This window comes from Hirschia litorea (assembly GCF_042665075.1).
Classification (GTDB): Bacteria; Pseudomonadota; Alphaproteobacteria; order Caulobacterales; family Hyphomonadaceae; genus Hirschia; species Hirschia litorea.
In genome coordinates, this window is record NZ_JBHTBR010000005.1 from 800,924 (window position 1) to 818,823 (window position 17,900).

General features: G+C 47.0%; 15 protein-coding genes. 10 read left to right on the forward strand and 5 right to left on the reverse strand.

The features are described 5' to 3' along the window. The first annotated feature begins 8 nt into the window (after positions 1-8). Entirely contained in the window at positions 9-1,355 is a 1,347-nt protein-coding gene (locus tag ACFQS8_RS12410; protein WP_382167835.1) for an ATP-dependent DNA helicase, read from the forward strand. 91 nt (positions 1,356-1,446) lie between these two features. Further along, positions 1,447-2,934, forward strand: coding sequence for a sulfatase family protein (locus tag ACFQS8_RS12415; protein ID WP_382167837.1), 1,488 nt, complete (start codon positions 1,447-1,449; stop codon positions 2,932-2,934). Positions 2,935-3,097: 163 nt separating this feature from the next. On the opposite strand, the gene dut is transcribed toward ACFQS8_RS12415, so the two are convergent. The 5 genes from dut to ACFQS8_RS12440 all read right to left on the reverse strand — a co-directional run bounded on the left by dut (position 3,098) and on the right by ACFQS8_RS12440 (position 7,881). After that, a complete protein-coding gene (dut, locus tag ACFQS8_RS12420; protein WP_382167839.1) occupies positions 3,098-3,565 on the reverse strand; it encodes a dUTP diphosphatase in 468 nt (155 codons plus the stop codon). 62 nt (positions 3,566-3,627) lie between these two features. Next, the gene (locus ACFQS8_RS12425) at positions 3,628-4,215 is read right to left on the reverse strand and encodes an NAD(P)H-dependent oxidoreductase (protein WP_382167841.1); all 588 of its coding nucleotides are present in this window, start codon (positions 4,213-4,215) and stop codon (positions 3,628-3,630) included. A 44-nt stretch (positions 4,216-4,259) separates the two neighbouring features. Further along, positions 4,260-5,474 carry a bifunctional phosphopantothenoylcysteine decarboxylase/phosphopantothenate--cysteine ligase CoaBC gene (coaBC, locus tag ACFQS8_RS12430; RefSeq protein ID WP_382167842.1) on the reverse strand — a complete coding sequence of 405 codons (1,215 nt, stop codon included), beginning with the start codon at positions 5,472-5,474 and terminating at the stop codon, positions 4,260-4,262. Positions 5,475-5,568: 94 nt separating this feature from the next. After that, positions 5,569-7,116, reverse strand: a complete 1,548-nt coding sequence (locus ACFQS8_RS12435; RefSeq protein ID WP_382167844.1) for an AarF/UbiB family protein — start codon at positions 7,114-7,116, stop codon at positions 5,569-5,571. 6 nt (positions 7,117-7,122) lie between these two features. After that, entirely contained in the window at positions 7,123-7,881 is a 759-nt protein-coding gene (locus ACFQS8_RS12440) for a class I SAM-dependent methyltransferase (RefSeq protein WP_382167846.1), read from the reverse strand. 82 nt (positions 7,882-7,963) lie between these two features. Here ACFQS8_RS12440 and mutM point away from each other — a divergent pair, with 82 nt between their 5' ends. The 8 genes from mutM to gyrB all read left to right on the forward strand — a co-directional run bounded on the left by mutM (position 7,964) and on the right by gyrB (position 17,618). Beyond that, positions 7,964-8,809: a bifunctional DNA-formamidopyrimidine glycosylase/DNA-(apurinic or apyrimidinic site) lyase gene (mutM, locus tag ACFQS8_RS12445; protein ID WP_382167848.1), complete on the forward strand. Its 846-nt coding sequence runs from the start codon at positions 7,964-7,966 to the stop codon at positions 8,807-8,809. Between the two features lie 88 nt (positions 8,810-8,897). Then, a complete protein-coding gene (locus ACFQS8_RS12450; protein WP_382167849.1) occupies positions 8,898-9,302 on the forward strand; it encodes a hypothetical protein in 405 nt (134 codons plus the stop codon). Positions 9,303-9,351: 49 nt separating this feature from the next. Beyond that, positions 9,352-10,137, forward strand: a complete 786-nt coding sequence (locus tag ACFQS8_RS12455) for an enoyl-CoA hydratase-related protein (protein WP_382167851.1) — start codon at positions 9,352-9,354, stop codon at positions 10,135-10,137. A 152-nt stretch (positions 10,138-10,289) separates the two neighbouring features. Then, positions 10,290-10,553: a 30S ribosomal protein S20 gene (gene rpsT, locus ACFQS8_RS12460; RefSeq protein ID WP_382167853.1), complete on the forward strand. Its 264-nt coding sequence runs from the start codon at positions 10,290-10,292 to the stop codon at positions 10,551-10,553. A 506-nt stretch (positions 10,554-11,059) separates the two neighbouring features. After that, positions 11,060-12,556: a chromosomal replication initiator protein DnaA gene (dnaA, locus tag ACFQS8_RS12465; RefSeq protein WP_382167855.1), complete on the forward strand. Its 1,497-nt coding sequence runs from the start codon at positions 11,060-11,062 to the stop codon at positions 12,554-12,556. Between the two features lie 201 nt (positions 12,557-12,757). Beyond that, a complete protein-coding gene (dnaN, locus tag ACFQS8_RS12470) occupies positions 12,758-13,882 on the forward strand; it encodes a DNA polymerase III subunit beta (protein ID WP_382167857.1) in 1,125 nt (374 codons plus the stop codon). Between the two features lie 13 nt (positions 13,883-13,895). Further along, positions 13,896-15,116: a DNA replication/repair protein RecF gene (gene recF / locus ACFQS8_RS12475; RefSeq protein WP_382167859.1), complete on the forward strand. Its 1,221-nt coding sequence runs from the start codon at positions 13,896-13,898 to the stop codon at positions 15,114-15,116. Positions 15,117-15,176: 60 nt separating this feature from the next. Next, entirely contained in the window at positions 15,177-17,618 is a 2,442-nt protein-coding gene (gyrB, locus tag ACFQS8_RS12480; protein WP_382167861.1) for a DNA topoisomerase (ATP-hydrolyzing) subunit B, read from the forward strand. Positions 17,619-17,900: the final 282 nt, after the last annotated feature.

Below are 17,900 nucleotides of genomic sequence, written 5' to 3' on the forward strand. Positions count from 1 at the left end.
GTCTCAACTTGGTGATTTATGTCTCCCCAAACAAGGATAGCGAGGGCGCGACCTATGATCCTCTGCTCAAGGAAGTGTTGACGGGAAACCGCAACTTATTCCTGACAGGGCGAGCAGGGACAGGTAAGACGACTCTGCTAAAACGCATATTGCGTGCGACGGGTGATAAATCAGTTGTGCTTGCGCCAACAGGTTTGGCGGCTGTGAATGCGGGGGGGCAGACAATACACTCCTTCTTTAAGTTTCCGCCCCGTTTGCTGGATGCGGCGGATGTAAAGAAAATGCGTAATCAGCGATTAGTGAAAACAATGGAAACGCTGGTCGTGGATGAGATTTCGATGGTGCGCTCAGATATGTTGCAAACCATGTCGGATATGTTGCGCCTTAATCGCAATGATAAGCGTCCCTTTGGTGGTGTGCGGGTTATCCTATCGGGTGATCTTCATCAATTGCCGCCTATTGTGGAAAGTGAAGTAGAGCCGATATTGCATGATCGCTATGGTGGTCCTTGGTTTTTCTTGTCTCAAGCTTTTAAAGATGGTGCATTTCGTCTTGCAGCTTTAAAGCATGTGTTTCGTCAGGAAGATGAGCGGTTTTTGAATGTACTCAACGCTTTGCGCAATGGTCGCCTTGGACCTGAAGAAGAGCAAACTTTAAAAGAGCGCGTGTCTTCACGATCTCCGGCTGAAGCGTCTGAAACGCATATCGTGCTTACGCCAAATAATGCAGCGGCATGGCGTATCAATCAGCAACGTTTGGACGAAATTGCGGGCGTACCTACAAGTTATGAATGTGCGAGTGATGGTCAATTTGACGAACGTTCATTTCCCACAGATGCGATTTTGGATTTGAAAGTCGGCGCACGCGTCATGCTGATAAAGAATGATCCCGAAGGGCGGTGGGTCAATGGTTCTATCGGTACGATTGAAGCGTTGGGCGAGAGCTCAGTTTTTGTGAAAATAGACGGTGAAACCTATCGCATAGCGCCTCAAGCTTGGGAAAAATATCGCTATGATTTTAATTCAGATAACAAATCCGTTAGCCGGACAGTTGTGGGCTCATTCAAGCAATTGCCATTGCGATTAGCGTATGCCGTCACAATCCATAAATCCCAAGGCATGACGCTGGACAATGTCTATATTGATTTTGATAATGGCATGTTCGCTCATGGTCAGGCTTATGTGGCCTTTTCCCGTTGCCGCACGCTGGAGGGCTTAGAGCTTTCCCGTGAGCTACGCCCGCGCGATATTATCATAGACCGCACAGCCTTTGCTTTTGGGCAACTCAACACTATCGCCAACACGGATGATTATCTACTCGCGGACATGCAGGGCGAGGCGTTTAAGTTGGAGTAGGAAGAATTTGCAAGGGCATAAACATTACTTGCAATTAATGTATTTTGTATGCAATTTACCTCTAGTGTCATAGTGATGTGGAGGAGAGGTTATGTTGCTGCGCGGATTATCTTATCGAGATATAGTGTTTTGTATTATTCTCACACTCAGTATTCTTACGCTGTCGGCATGTGAACCTCGCTTACCTAGAGAAACATCAGAAAAAGAAATATCCAAACCAAATTTTGTTTTGATCATCGCCGATGACATAAGTTGGGATGATATTGGTGCCTATGGGCATACGGGTATTCATACTCCCAATTTAGATAAAATGGCTCAGAAGGGGATGGTATTTAATAATGCATTTCTAACTGCCAGTTCATGCAGTCCATCACGGGCGAGCATTATTACAGGGCGCTATCCCCACAATACCGACGCAGAAGAATTGCATTGGCCATTGCCAGCAGAGCAAACAACGTTTTCTGAGAAACTAAAAGAAAACGGCTATTGGACAGTTGCATCGGGTAAATGGCATTTAGGGCCGCAAGTTGTCGATCGGTTCGATTTGGTTGATGAAATAGCCTATGCAGCACCAGACAATGCATCTGGTGGTGATACTTGGCCGCGTCTGATCAAAGAGGCACCTGAAGATAGGCCATTTTTTATGTGGTTTGCATCATGGGATGCCCATAGGCCGTTTCCTGAAGGGGAATTGCCGCATAAACATACTGAAGCAGATTTGCGTATTCCTGTATATTATCCTGAAACGGAAATGATGAAACGAAACTTTCTCGACTATTATGATGAGATAGCCCGTTTTGATATGCTTGTTGGAAATGTTGTAGAAGCATTAGAAGATAAAGGTGTTGCTGATAATACGCTTATTCTTGTCATGGCTGATAATGGTCGTCCCTATGCCAGGGACAAGACCACTATGTATGATAGCGGTATGAAGACGCCATTCATTGCTTATTGGCCCGATCAAATATCTCAAGGTGCACAATCTGAGGCATTATTGAGTGCGATAGATATTGCACCAACTATTTTGCACTTATCAGGAACTGATATTCCTGAGACTGTTGAGGGAAAGAGCTTCCATGAGCTGTTCCATTCTCCAGAAGCAGCATTTAGAGAGTATGCTTTTTCTGAAAAGAACTGGCATGATTTTACTGATCATGGGCGTACGGTGCGATCCAAGGATTATCGTTATATACGCAATAATTACACCGACTTGCCAGCAACACCTACAGCAGACACCGTTTATGACCCTATCTGGGAAGAGCGCGTGGCGATGTATGAAAAAGGTGAGCTGACGCCATTGCAACAAATTCCATTTATTGCACCAAGACCTGCCGAAGAACTTTATGACCTTAGAAGCGATCCATTGCAGTTGAGCAATCTCGCTCTTAATCCTGACTATCAGGATGTTTTGGTAAAATACCGTCAGGTATTGGATAACTGGATGGAAGAGACGGGTGATTTCATCCCGACTATTCGGTCATTGGATGAATTTGATCGCTCCACTGGAGAATACACTCCGAATCGCCAGCGGCCACGGCCGAGCAAAATGGATATGTATGGCAAACATGGTGCCTATTAAATAGTTCGTACTGGCGTATTTGTTTTGAACCTCACCAAGCTCGGCATTCTTCTTCGCGACTTCGAGAGGCGTACTCTGGTCGGTGCTTGGCCCATCCGAAACATTATCCTATCCTCGCCAAACCGACGTCGTTTGTATTTAATTGTAGTATTTAGGGAATGTTTTAGCGCCCAGTAGAGCCAAATCCACCTGTGCCGCGATCAGTACTTGATAGTTCATGAACTTCTTTCCAAACACCTTGCGTGACGGGCGCGACCACCATTTGCGCGATGCGTTCGCCGCGTTTGATGGTGAATGGTTCTGACCCCAGATTAATCAAAATGACTTTCACTTCACCGCGATAATCTGCGTCAATTGTGCCGGGTGTGTTGAGGCATGTAATGCCGTGTTTAGCTGCTAGTCCAGAACGCGGACGAATTTGCACTTCATAGCCATGTGGAATTGCCATGCTCAAACCTGTCGGGATCATATCCCGTTGCATGGGGGCAAGCACTATGTCTTCACCTTCGGCATTAGCTGCGCGTAAATCCATGCCGGCCGCACTTGTGGTTTCATAAGCTGGCAATGCCAAACCTTCAAAATGGGGAAGGGGTTTTACTTCGATTGTTGCTGTGTTGGCTGGCTGGCTCATCGCATGTCTCCTGAATCTGGAAACATGCTTAAACTGTTTTGCTAGTTCAATGAAAGGCTTATCTATAATTTGATATTTGCTAGATGCTCTTCAAAGCGATCGAAGTCGCTTTCAATTGTTGGGTTTTTCACCACGTCATGACATGAAAAAGTGGGCAATCCCTGCATCCCAAGGAATTTCATTGTCATATGAATAGGGAACATTATGTCCTCAACGTCCTTGCCTTCGAATAGATATTCATCGGGCGCGTTGAAGGCATGCATTGGTGCGTTGAAAGTTGCGGAAAGCATGTATTTTGTGTCTTGGCGCGATCCGCCAGAACCGTAATTAGCTTTAGGGTTGGCAGGAGTCCGCCCATCGCTTGTAAATAACTCTCCATTGTGTCCAGCAGTAAAGACAATATCAAAATACTGTTTTACGCGCCAAGGCAGACCCATCCAGTGGACAGGAAATTGCCAAATGACGAGATCCGCATCGATGAATTTTTGCAATTCTTCTTCAACGACATATTCGTCCTTGGTTTCCGTGATTGATACTTTAGCGCCTCGATTTTCAAAGTGCTTGCGGGCAAGGTCTACAAGAGAACTGTTTAGCTCGCCTTTTCGATTTGGATATGGGTAATGACCATTGATAATGAATACGTTTTTCATTCAGGTATCCTTTTAGCACTATCGAGTTCTTAGCTGCGTTTGGGCTATTTAGCTTTAATTGTAGAGAAATTTTCAGCAATGCGCAGGGCAAGGTTTTGAGCCACGGCGCTTTTGTCCATACGCGGAAGACGCTCTATGCCATCGCGTTTGATGATGGCAATTTCATTTTCAGAACCGCCCATCACATCGCCAGACACATCATTGGCAACAATCCAATCACAGCCTTTGCGCTCTAGTTTTCCTTGGGCGTGATCTTCCACATCATTCGTTTCAGCGGCAAACCCAACAACAAGGGAAGGGCGTTTGCCTTTCATATGAGAGATTGTTTTAAGGATATCGGGATTTTCCACCAGCGTGATAGAACCAAGGCCATCCTTTGTGGTTTTTGCTTTGATTTTCACATCAGAGGGCTCTGCTGGACGCCAATCGGCGACAGCGGCAACAGATATAAAAATATCGGAAGGTAGTTCGCTTTTTACAGCGTCTAACATTTGCACGGCTGTTTCCACTTGTACAAAATTGACGCCGGCGGGTTGAGGTAAAGATGTCGGGCCAGACACAAGCGTCACGTCCGCGCCTAAACGCGAAAGCGCTGTTGCGATTGCATAGCCTTGCTTTCCCGAAGAATGGTTTGAGATATAACGTACAGGGTCTAATGCTTCGCGGGTTGGTCCGGCCGTAACAACGGCTTTTTTTCCAGCGAGCGGTCCGTCAATCGGTTTTGCGAGATGATCAAGAATTTCTGCTGCAATGCGAGATACTTCAGGTAAGCGACCAGGCCCATATTCGCCACATGCCATTTCACCGACATCAGGTTCCATCACCTCAATACCATCGAGACGAAGTTGAGCGATATTGCGCTGTGTCGCAGGATGATCCCACATGCGTACGTTCATCGCAGGGACCATGAAAACCGGCTTGTCAGTAGCCAGCAAGGTCGTGGTCGCCAGATCGGTAGCAAGCCCAGCGCAGGCCTTAGCCATAAGGTCAGCAGTGGCAGGGCAGACGACTACCAGATCGGTAGAACGTGACAGCTGAATATGGCCCATGTCAGCTTCATCATCGAGATCAAATAGCTCTGTGAAGACCTTTTCTCCTGAGAGGGCTGAGACCGTCAAAGGCGTTACAAACTCCTGTCCGCTTTTGGTGAGAATGCATCGTGTAGATACATTGTTTCGAGACAATTCTCTAATAAGTTCAAGGCTCTTATAGGCCGCTATGCCGCCACCAATGATGAGGAGTATTGATTTATCAGCCACGGTTCTCGGTCTCCAAAAGGGTCTTCTTGCAGTCTATCTAACGTATTTAAATGAAGAATGCACGGATTGGACCGTATTGATTTTGCCTAATCGCTTAAACGTGAAGTCCCCAGACGTATCCAATCAATCCTGTCAGTGCTGTTCCAAGGATTAATGCGAGTGTCCAAACACCAGAATTTGATCTTTGTTCAATGGGTTTGGGAGGATTTTCTATAGAAATCAAAGCGTTCTCAACTCGGTCCATAAATTGAGGAAGGCGCTTAATCCTGTTTGTGGCTTCATTGGCGACATTCTGCGCAAGCTTTGCAGCTCCCACCGGACCAAATTCCCGCGCGACCCAACGCTCCACAATTGGACGTGCAGATTCCCAAATATCATGCGGAGGATAAATAGAGCGCGCAACCCCTTCAACCTGTACCATGGTCTTTTGTATTAAAACGAGTTCGGGGCGCATTCTCATTCCAAATTGCTCTGTAATATCAAATAGTTGCATGATTATTCGACCCATTGGGAGGTCTTCAGCCGTTTGACCATGTATGGGTTCGCCGACCGAGCGGAGAGCTTGCGCAAAATCATCCATTGAATGTTCTGCTGGCACATATCCGTTTTCAAAGTGCACGCGTGCGAGGCGGGTATAGTTTCGTGTTAGGAAGCCATTTATAATTTCAGCTAAAAACAAGCGTTCAGCTGGGCCAATGCGTCCCATAATTCCAAAATCTATGAAAGTTAGTTCGTATTCTTCCCCTTCTTTTTCCGGGGGATGAAGGATCATATTGCCTTCATGGATATCCGCATGGAAAAAACCGTGGTCAAGAGCGGATGCTAAGAAGCTCCGATTTACCTTATATGCCAAGGCCTTACGGTCTTCATCGCTAATATTCTCCAGCCGTGTCATGGCTTGGCCATCAATCCACTCAGTCGTTAGGATACGTTTGCTGGTACGTTTCCAATCGACTTTAGGCGCGCCAGCATAGCCATCTATTTTCAGCACTTCTTTAAATTCAGAAGCAGCACCGGCCTCAAAGCGTAGATCCAGCTCCAATGTTAATGAACGTGCGATGGTTTCGACGGCATCAACCGGTCGTAAACGTCTGGAATCTGGTGCTATTTTTTCTACCATACGTGCAAGGCGTCGAAGGGCGCGTAATTCCTTCTCAATGTGTTTTTCAACATCTGGCCGCAAGATTTTAAGAGCTTTAAGGCCGTCTTCCGTCTGTATCTTATGAACTTGGGAGATAGAGGCAGCGGCAATTGGTGCCTCTAACTTTGGAAATAGGTCCGTATATTCGTCACCAAACTCAGCCTTGAGTGCTTTTTCAGCGAGTGCAATTGAAAAGGGAGGGACACGGTCTTTAAGGCGGGAAAGGTCTTGAGCGTTCTTTATGCCAATAATATCAGGACGTGTCGCGAGAATTTGTCCTAGTTTGACATAGGCTGGCCCCATTTTTTCAAGAGCAGTTGCAAGGCGCTCACCCGTGCTTTTCTTTTTGCTACCTGCTGAAAAAAGTCTTAGCACCATGCCGATTATCTTGCCGGGCCAAGGAAGGTGTCGGCGGATATCATCAGGTATCAATACGTCATGTCTGGCAAGTGTCGTTCCCGCTTTGAATAAGCGGTAATAGTCTGCGATTGCTTTAAACATTTCTAGTTAGACCGCCCAGCCCGTGTGAAGGGCAGCAACGCCGCCTGTGTAGTTTGTGAAGGATACGTTGGAAAACCCCGCCTCTTTAATCATGTCGGCGAAGGCATCTTGCTTTGGAAAACAACGAATAGATTCAACAAGATATTGATAACTATCTTTGTCACCCGTAACGATTTTTCCTAATTGGGGAATGACATTGAAAGAGTACGCATCATAGGCTGCTTGCATTTCTTTCGTGGCCATATGTGAAAATTCCAAACACGCAAATCGTCCACCCGGCTTGAGGACGCGACGAAATTCTCGAAGAGCTGCAGGTATATCAACCACATTTCTTATCCCAAAAGAAATAGTGACCACATCGACGCATTTGTCGGGGAAGGGCAGATTTGTAGCGTCAGCACATGCCCATATTAGACCGTCATCGCCGCGCTGTTCTAAGCCTGCGAGCAACATATCATCATTGATGTCTGTCACGATCGCCATGGCTGGTTCCCCGCCGCGGCGCTTGCGCACCTCTTCTGCTTTCGCGACGAATGCGCGTGCTATATCGCCTGTTCCCCCTGCGCAATCCAGCAGCAGCTCACCTGGTTGGGGGTTGAGCCGGGCTATCGTATTCGATTTCCAAATACGATGAACACCTGCGGACATGAGATCGTTCATGAGATCGTATTTTGTAGCAACCGAACGAAAAACACCTTTTACGCGTGAGACTTTTTCTTCTTGAGAGACGTCCTCAAACCCGAATGATACTTTTTCGTCCGTCATCGATTTATCCTGTAGGCCGATTTTATGCATTTTCTAATATGCACCATAGGCGAAGCTTTGCTAGCACGCTATAGCTAGTTCCATGCCAGAGCTGCCTGAAGTTGAGACTGTTCGCCGCGGATTATCTCCCGCAATGGAAGGTCGCGCCATAGAGCGCGTTGAATTGCGCCGTGCAGATTTGCGTTTTCCCTTTGCTGATAGATTTGCAGAGCGCCTGAAAGGGGTTCGTATTGAACGGCTTGGGCGGCGTGCGAAGTTTCTTATGGCGCAATTGTCCAGTGGTGAAGTGTTGACCATGCATTTGGGAATGACAGGGCGCTTTTCTATTGAAGGGAAGGGGTTTGAGGCTTTTGCTCATTCTGTAAGTAATAACGTTATTCATGATCACGTTGTTTTTCATATGGAAGGTGGTGTGACTGTAACGTTTAACGACCCGCGTCGGTTTGGGTTTATGGAATTATATGGTGTCGGCGAGGCGGAAAAATCCAAGCGATTTGCTGAATTGGGGCCCGAGCCTTTGTCCAATTCGTTCTCATCGGCCTATTTGAGTGAAATTTTAAAAAATAAATCTTCGCCTATTAAATCGGCACTTCTGGATCAGCGTATCGTTGCGGGGTTGGGGAATATATATGTGTGCGAAGCGTTATTTCGTTCAGGTATTTCGCCCGTGCGTAAGTCATCGACTATAGCGGGGAAAAGGGCTGAAAAACTTGTCCCCGTCATAAAGGATGTCATTCGCGAGGCGATTGATGCGGGAGGATCGTCGATTTCAGATTTTGCTCAAACCGATGGTAAACTGGGTTATTTTCAGCATAGTTTTTTGGTTTACGGCCAAGAGGGTAAAGCATGTAAAATTTGCGATACGCCGATTATGCGCATTAGCCAGTCGGGTCGGTCGACTTTTTACTGCACGAATTGTCAGAAGTAATGTTTTGAAAAGGTGATACCATTAAAAGGTGACCTTAGCGTCATCTTGGTCTATATCTGGCCGAAGGGTAAAACGGGAAGGGCTGAAGATGTGTTTTGGAGCATCAGGCTTACGCCGGCAATTAATATCGTGGTTTGCAGCTCTTGTATTTTTGATGAGTTTTGCTGTACCAGCCAGCGCAGTAGATTTTTTAGAAACAATTCAGGATATTCCGTTGCCGGTTGGTTTTGTCGAGCTGGGGGACCCTGTGGAGTTTGAAACGCCATTTGGCCGAATTGTTGAAACATCGGCCGAGGGTGCAGGAACAATTGATCAGTCTATTGATTATTATAAAGCGTCTCTTCCAGCATTTGGGTGGGCGCTTGTTGGGGGTCCCTTGGTGTTCGAGCGTGCAAATGAGCGTTTGTATATCAGTGTGAGCCAATTGGATGTTGTAACTCACGTGGATTTTAAACTCGTGGTGCGACCAGCATCTTCAAAAATGAATGACTAAGCGACCTTGTGTGCATTTTATACGCCGAGTTTCGTAAGGAGAGGCTTTTATGAGCTATAAGTTGATTGAAACAAACCTTGATGAAGTAACGGGCGTTGCCAGCATCGTACTTAATCGTCCAGAGCAGCGGAACGCGCTCTCCAGTGAGCTGATGACAGAATTAAGTGAGGCGATCGAGCACTTCGAGGGCCTCCCTGTCGTCGGGTGTATTGTTATTTCTGGTAAGGGCGGAAAAGCTTTTGCGGGTGGTGCCGATATTAAAGAAATGGCGGGCCGCACTTATTCGCAAAACTATAAAGACAATTTCATTACAGCTAATTGGGAGCGTGTTGCTCAGTGCCGTAAGCCAACAATTGCTGCGGTATCAGGTTACGCGCTTGGTGGTGGATGTGAATTGGCAATGATGTGCGATATTATTGTTGCGGGTGAAAATGCTAAATTCGGACAGCCGGAAATAAATTTAGCGCTATTGCCTGGTGCAGGTGGAACACAACGTCTTACGCGGTTCATCGGAAAATCAACTGCGATGGATATGTGTTTGACGGGGCGTATGTTGACTGCTGCTGAAGCTTTGTCTCTGGGGTTAGTGTCTCGCGTTGTGCCAACAGATGAGCTAATGGACCTCGCTTTGGATATGGCAAAAACGATTGCAAGCAAATCGCGCATGACGGCTATGATGGTGAAAGAAGCAGTGAATACAGCCTATGAAACGTCTCTGTCACAGGGTGTTTTGTTTGAAAGACGTGCTTTTCACTCTGTTTTTGCGACAGGAGATGCAAAAGAAGGTATGACAGCTTTCACTGAAAATCGCCCGCCACGGTGGGACAATAAGTAAATTGAAGTGGTGATTACAGAATGAATCGAAAGAATCTGAAGATTCAACGTTGACGAAAAAATCACCTGTTGGTATCTACGCCCTTCCGATGAGTGTGTCTGGACTGTGACAGGCTCATCAAATCCTTTTTTTATGTTCGGAGACTGCTCTATATGGCCAATACTAGTTCCGCCAAAAAAATGGTACGTAAAATCGCCCGGCGGACGGCTGTTAACAAGAATCGCCGTTCTCGTGTACGTACATACATTCGTCGTGTTGAAGAAGCTATCTCAGGTGGTGACAAGAAGGTTGCTGAAGCAGCGCTTCACAGTGCAGAGCCTGAAATTATGCGTGCGGTAAGCAAAGGCATTATCCACCGTAACACTGGCTCTCGTAAGGTGTCTCGTTTGGCATCTCGCGTTAAGGCGATGGCATAAGTCAAACTGGATCGTTTAGGTCTGGAATTATAGAGGCAGGCTTCGGTCTGCCTTTATTTTTGCAATAAATTTGCTAGTAGCAATATCCAGAGGTTTTGTGAGGGTGTGCTGAGAAAAAACAGGCTTCCTATCTTGTAAATATAAAGTAAATGGCGCAGCCGATTCGTGTGGATAACTCGTCCGTATGCTGTGTGAATATTTTTCAAAAAAAGACACTTTTTTTGCTTGCGTTTTTCTAGTTTTTTCCAACTCTCTGGAATCTATTCACTTTTTAAATTTCTTCCCGATTTGACAAAAAAATCTTTGGGTTCGTAGTGCGATTACCTGTGAATATGCGTTGACGAGTAAGGTTAATTTTGGTGAATATCTCCATCTCAGAGAGTTTCTCCCTGCACCGCAGAAGGACGCCACGCACCACTTGTTCATGGGTGTGAACAGGAGTGGTTTGTCTAAAATAATTGCGGGTAGGGAAAGAGCAAATATAAGAATTTGGGGCTGTGGGTAAGATGGATAACCAAACGAAAATAGACTCTATGCCACTATTAAGTGACATAGAGATGCAAACTGAATTACTTTCCGAAGGCGGGCGTGGTCCTGTCATTTGGGGTGATGTACGTTCAAAACTGCGCGATGTGTATGGCGCAAGTACATTTGACAAATGGATGTCATCCTTAGTCTTTGTGGCTGAGGTTGACGGTAGTGTAATTTTGGCAACGGAATCCAAATTGGACCGTGAGCGCATTGAGCGCGATTACATGAGAAATATCATTGGCGTATGGACCGCATTAGATCCTAAGACGCGTCCAGTAACTTTGGTTGCGGATGCTGATCTTCCTGTGGATCTTAAAACGCTCGCTAAAGCAAATCGCGCAAGCCAAGAGACAAGCCTACAAAGTGTGGCGCCTCTATCAGTTGTGCAATCTGATGAAGTAGAGGCGGAAGACTTCACACAAGGTGTGGACCTCACGCAAACCTTCGACACATTGGTTGTGGGCGAAAGCAATCAATTAGCGGCGAATATCGCGCGTAAAGTCGCGGCGGGTATTGTTGGTCCGGTATCTGTGGTGCTCTTTTATGGTGCGCATGGTGTTGGTAAGACGCATTTGCTGCGCGCTATCAAGCACGATTGCGCGGTTCAAGGTGGTAAGAAATCTGCTGTATATATGAGTGCAGAAGATTTTATGCTTACGTTTGTGGAGGGCGTGCGCCAGAAAGATACTAGTGCGCAACGTAATCGTATTCGCAATGCAGACATTGTATTGCTTGATGATCTTCAGTTGATCACATCACGCGCTGCAACACTAAAAGAGTTTTTCCAACATCTTCGTGCTGTAATAGCCAATGGCGGAAAAGTTGTCTTGTCAGCCGATGCAGCTCCTACGCGCTTGGAGTGTCTCGATGATCGTATGCGGGATGATATTCAAGGTGGTGTAGTTGTTGAGGTACACCGCCCTGAAATAGAGATGCGTGCTGAGATTATCCGTTCGAAAATTGAAATCATTCAGCAGGATTTCCCTGAATTTGAGCTTGAGGAAGCTTGGATAAATTTGATGGCTGAGCGTTTGACTGCTTCTGGGCGCGCATTATACGGCGCTGTTCGGAATGTGTTCGCGGGAACTGTTCTTGCGAATAAGCCTGTTACTGAGGCGGCAGTTGAAAATGCAATCCGACTTATTGTTGGTGAGCGTCGTGCACCTAAGATTGACACGATCAAAGATGTGGTCGCGAAATTTTACGGCATAACGAAAGCTGACTTGGATGCGGCTTCACGTCGTCGCAATCTGGCGCAGCCTCGTCAGGTTGCTATGTATTTCTGTCGTGAGTTGACGACTTGCTCATATCCCTTGATCGGCTTTAACTTTGGAAAGCGGGATCACACGACAGTTATTTATGCTTGCCGTAAAGTTTTGGAGCGGAAAGAGGAAGAGCCAGATTTGCATGAGGAGCTGGCTAAGCTTCAGCATCAAATTTTGGATGATCCACGAAATCAGCAGTTCACTTAAGTCCTAAATTTAGGTGATTTGCATGAGAAGGAGGCTTTTCGTCAGTATTTTTGAATATTGACGCAAGTAAAGGCTTCCCTCACACAAAAAATTAGATATGGTTTCGGCCCGTCCTATAAAGGGCGGGCCGAATTCACATGGGTCAACGCATAGTCGGTATTCTCCTTCTGTGTCTGGCCGTTCCAAAGCAGGTGACTGCATATGAAGCTGACAATCGACCGCGGCGCATTAATGAAAGCGCTATCTCACGTTCAAAATGTTGTGGAACGCCGCAACACGATTCCGATTTTATCGAACGTGCTTATTGATGCTGAGGGTACGAGCTTGCGGTTGACGGCAACTGACCTTGATATGGAAGCATCCGATACGACGATTGCTCATATTGAGAAGGCGGGCTCAGTGACAGCCCCCGCTCAAACATTGTTCGATGTTGTGCGCAAATTGCCTGATGGATCAGATATTGGCTTGTTGTTGGATGCGGAGACGCGACGTTTGACAATTACTGCTGGTCGGTCCCGTTTTGCTTTGCCAACTTTGCCGGCAGATGACTTCCAGACGATGTCAAAGGAAGAGGCACCCAACAGTTTTGATATTCCAGCAGCTGATTTTCGTCGATTAATCGACAAGACTAGATTTGCGATCTCCACCGAAGAAACGCGCTATTATCTGAATGGTGTATATATGCACGGCGCAGAAGTAGGGGGGAAGGCAAAATTACGTACTGTTGCAACAGATGGCCACCGTCTCGCTTTAGCGGAAGCGGACGCGCCAGCGGGTGCAGCAACTTTGCCTGGTGTTATTATTCCACGTAAGGCTGTGGCTGAAATTCGACGCCTTTTGGATGACGCGACGCAAGATAGCAATGTGAGCGTATCAACGTCTGAATCCAAGATTGTCGTTAAAGTTGGCGATGCTGTGATCACTTCAAAATTGATCGATGGTTCTTTCCCTGATTATACGCGCGTTATACCGCAATCGAACTCAAAAATTCTTATTTTGAAGAATGCAGAGTTTAAAAGTGCTGTTGATCGTGTGGCTACTGTGTCGGCGGAGCGTTCAAGGTCGGTGAAACTGTCGCTTACTGCAGATAAGCTTGTCTTGCAGGTTTCAAATGCGGAAACTGGTCAAGGTGTAGAAGAGCTTGAGGCAACCTATAGCGATGAGGACATGGAGATCGGGTTCAACGCGCGTTATTTGTTGGATGTGACTCAGCAAATTGAAGGTGATGAAATTCGTTTTGAATTAAATGATGGTGCATCTTCTGCGCGTGTGACGGATTTGGCTGACCCTGCGGCGCAATACGTATTGATGCCACTGCGCGTATAAACTGAGCCGCCAGATGGTGGATCATTCAATAGATAATGTATCGCTGGATGGTAAAACGTCATCCCGAGAGAGTGGAGGGGTCAGTATTGGCTCCAAAGGGATCACGATACAACGTCTGGCGCTTCACAATTTTCGTAATCACATAGCGACTGTCCTAGAGATGGATGCGCGGCCAGTATGCTTATTTGGGGCGAATGGCGCGGGCAAGACGAATTTGCTGGAGGCGGTCTCTATGCTTGGTCCTGGTAAGGGGCTGCGCGCGGCCTCTTTGCCGTCTCTTATACGTACGGAGGCGGGATGTGCTGTGGCAGGTGGCTGGGCGATTTCCGCCCGCATGGATGATTGTGGATTAGATCGTCAAATTTCTGTAGGATTGGATGTTTCTGCTGAGGGGCGTACGCGTCGAGTGGCGAAATTGGATGATGCTGCCGTGAGCCAAACAGATCTTGCAGAACTTATTCGCGTGGTGTGGTTGACGCCAGCCATGGATCGCGTTTTTGCGGGTCCAGCGGGTGATAGGCGCAAATTTTATGATCGACAGGTGTTGGCGCATACGCCTGCACATGGAGGCGCTTCTGCGGTCTATGAGAAAGCCATGCGAGAACGTAACGCTTTATTTGAACGAGGGCGTGCAGATCCATCATGGTTGGATGCGCTTGAGGATAGGTTGGCTCAGTCAGGAGCGGCCATAGCAGTAAATCGAGTGTCAGCAATGGAGAGAATTCAAGCTGCAATCGATGCGCGTCCGGAGGGGCATTTTCCTAAGGCAGATATTTCTATTTCTGGTAAGTTTGAAGAGATGGCGTTTCGAGGTGATTCGTTGCAGGAAATAGAAGTTGCTATACGCGATACTTTGAAGGCCGGAAGAGGGCGGGATTCTGTTGCTGGAAGGACACTTACTGGCGTTCATCGCAGTGATTTGGTGGTTGTTCACCGTCCAAAGCAACTTCCTGCATCTCAGTGCTCGACAGGAGAGCAAAAAGCGCTCCTTATGGGGCTGATATTAGCGAATGCAAAAGCACTTTTAGAGGGCGACTTTGCCCCTAATCCTTTGCTATTGCTAGATGAGGCTGCGGCACACCTTGATTCGGTGCGACGTGCAGCTTTGTATGATGAATTGGCCGCGCTTGGCGGTCAGGCTTGGTTGACTGGAACGGATGCCGGTTTGTTTGACGCTTTTGGATCTCGCGCTCAAAGATTTTGCGTAGAGAATGGGAAGGTTAGCAAGGTGTAGGTTGGATGAGTTTCACCATCAAGCTTTGGGTTATAGTAATTATGGGCGGAGGTCCTCGACATGACTGAACCAGTAGAGAACGCAGAATACGGCGCAGGGTCGATCAAAGTCTTGAAAGGCCTTGAGGCCGTTCGTAAGCGTCCCGGTATGTATATCGGTGATACAGATGATGGCTCGGGCCTTCACCACATGATTTATGAGGTAGTGGATAACTCCATTGATGAAGCGCTAGCAGGACATGCTGATTATGTGACCGTGACTTTGCATGCTGATGGGTCAGCGTCTATTTCCGACAATGGTCGTGGTGTGCCTGTAGATATGCACCCAACGGAGGGGATATCTGCTGCAGAGGTGATTATGACCCAGCTACACGCTGGTGGTAAATTTGACGACAACTCGTATAAGGTTTCGGGTGGTCTCCACGGTGTGGGTGTGTCGGTTGTGAACGCGCTGTCGGAATGGTTGCAGCTTTCTATCAATCGTAATGGTAAACGTTATTCAATGCGATTTACCCATGGTGTATCTGATGCGCCGTTGGAGGTGGTAGGTGAGGCTCCTATGCGTCCTGACGGGTCACGGCATGAGACCGGGACGGAAGTCCGTTTTTTACCGTCAACAGAAACATTCACGATGGTTGAATTTAAGCGTGAGACGCTTGAGCACCGTTTGCGTGAATTAGCATTTCTGAACTCGGGTGTAAAAATTGTGTTTCGGGATGAACGTCCTGCTGAACCGATTGAAACCATCCTTGAATATGCAGGGGGTGTTGTTGAGTTTGTAAGGCATCTCGACAACAAGAAATCTGCTCTTCTTCCAGACCCTATTTGGGCAACAGCTGAAAAAGAAGGAATTACGGTTGAAGCTGCGTTAGAGTGGAATGACAGTTATCATGAGAATGTTCTGTGTTTCACAAATAATATTCCGCAGCGAGATGGTGGAACGCACTTAGCTGGTTTCAGAGCTGCGCTAACGCGTGTGATCAACAAATATGCGCAAGAAACTGGTGTCGCCAAGAAGGAAAAAGTTGATATTTCTGGTGATGATGCACGTGAAGGCCTTACATGTGTTCTTTCAGTAAAAGTGCCAGATCCAAAGTTCTCATCTCAGACAAAAGATAAGCTTGTGTCTTCCGAAGTGCGTCCCGTCGTTGATAATTTGATGACAGATGCGCTTTCAACGTGGTTTGAAGAAAATCCGACGCAAGCTAAAATCATTATGTCCAAAATCGTTGAAGCGGCGGCTGCGCGTGAAGCAGCGCGTCGTGCGCGTGAGCTTACACGCCGTAAGTCGGCTTTGGATATTACGTCGCTCCCTGGGAAGTTGGCAGATTGTCAGGAAAAAGATCCTGCCAAGTCTGAGCTCTTTATAGTGGAGGGGGATTCAGCGGGTGGATCTGCAAAGCAGGGGCGCAACCGAGAAAATCAAGCTGTATTGCCTCTACGTGGTAAAATTTTGAACGTTGAGCGGGCTCGCTTTGATCGCATGTTGAGTTCTGATCAGGTTGGAACGCTTATTACTGCGCTTGGTGCAAGTATTGGACGTCGTTCTGAAGAAAAGCCTGATGAGGGGTTTCAGCCAGATAAGCTTCGCTATCACAAAATTATCATCATGACGGATGCTGATGTTGATGGTGCGCACATCCGTACACTTTTGCTGACATTCTTTTATCGTCAAATGCCAGAGCTTATTGAGCGGGGGCATTTGTTTATTGCGCAGCCTCCACTTTATAAGGCTGAAAAGGGGCGTTCATCGCGTTATCTGAAAGATGATGCGGAGATGGACGCCTACCTTATTGATGAAGGTACGACGGGTGAAACACTTGTGCTTCAATCTGGTGAGCAGATCGCTGGAGAAGACCTTAGAGCGCGTGTGCGCGATGCAGCCGTATTTAAGCAAACTTTATCCCGTCTTTCCCTGCGTGCGCCAAGTTTCATTCTAGAGCATGCAGCTATTGCAGGCGCCATGAATGTCGGGGCTGGCCAAGATGAGGCCAATAAGACTGCCGACCGGTTGAACTTGCTTGCAGAAGAGGGTGAAAACACGTGGTCCGCTACTCTTGAAAATGGCGGCCTATTGCTTGAAAGAGAAGTACGTAATGTGAAGGAGAGTGTCACATTGGATGCAACATTGCTTGCGCTTCCCGATGCAAAAAGGCTCGCTGAACGTGCGCAAGATATGACTGCAATATACGAAAACTTAGCAATGCTTCGCCATGAGCGCGGTGGAGAGGTGGAAGTTTATGGCCCACTTTCGCTTCTGGATGCGGTTTTGAAATCTGGTGCGAAGGGTATCAAAATTCAACGTTATAAAGGATTGGGTGAGATGAATCCTGATCAATTGTGGGAAACGACGTTGGATAAGAATGCGCGTTCACTCCTTCAAGTGCGCATTGAGCATGCAGATACGGCTGACGAGATGTTTACTAAGCTCATGGGTGATGTCGTTGAGCCGCGTCGAGAGTTCATCCAAGACAACGCGCTAGAGGCTCAAGTAGATGTCTAAATCTGCATAGCTGGGTTATCAAATAGTGGTATTAAGGTGAGCATATAGATATCCTGTATGCTCATTTTTTTGGCAAAATGTTTAATATTACCTAGGGTAAAGGCTGGTATTTTACCCCTTTTTGAGAAGTTGAGATTTCGGTAAAAAGCAAGAAATGCACAATTATTCCTCACTTTAAGGAGGTGTATGGGCAAATTTTGTTAAAAAGGGGGAATGAGCCGCCTGATTGTTGCATAATAGTCTCAGTGCTGTGATAAAGGCAGCGTATTCGATCAAGTTTCA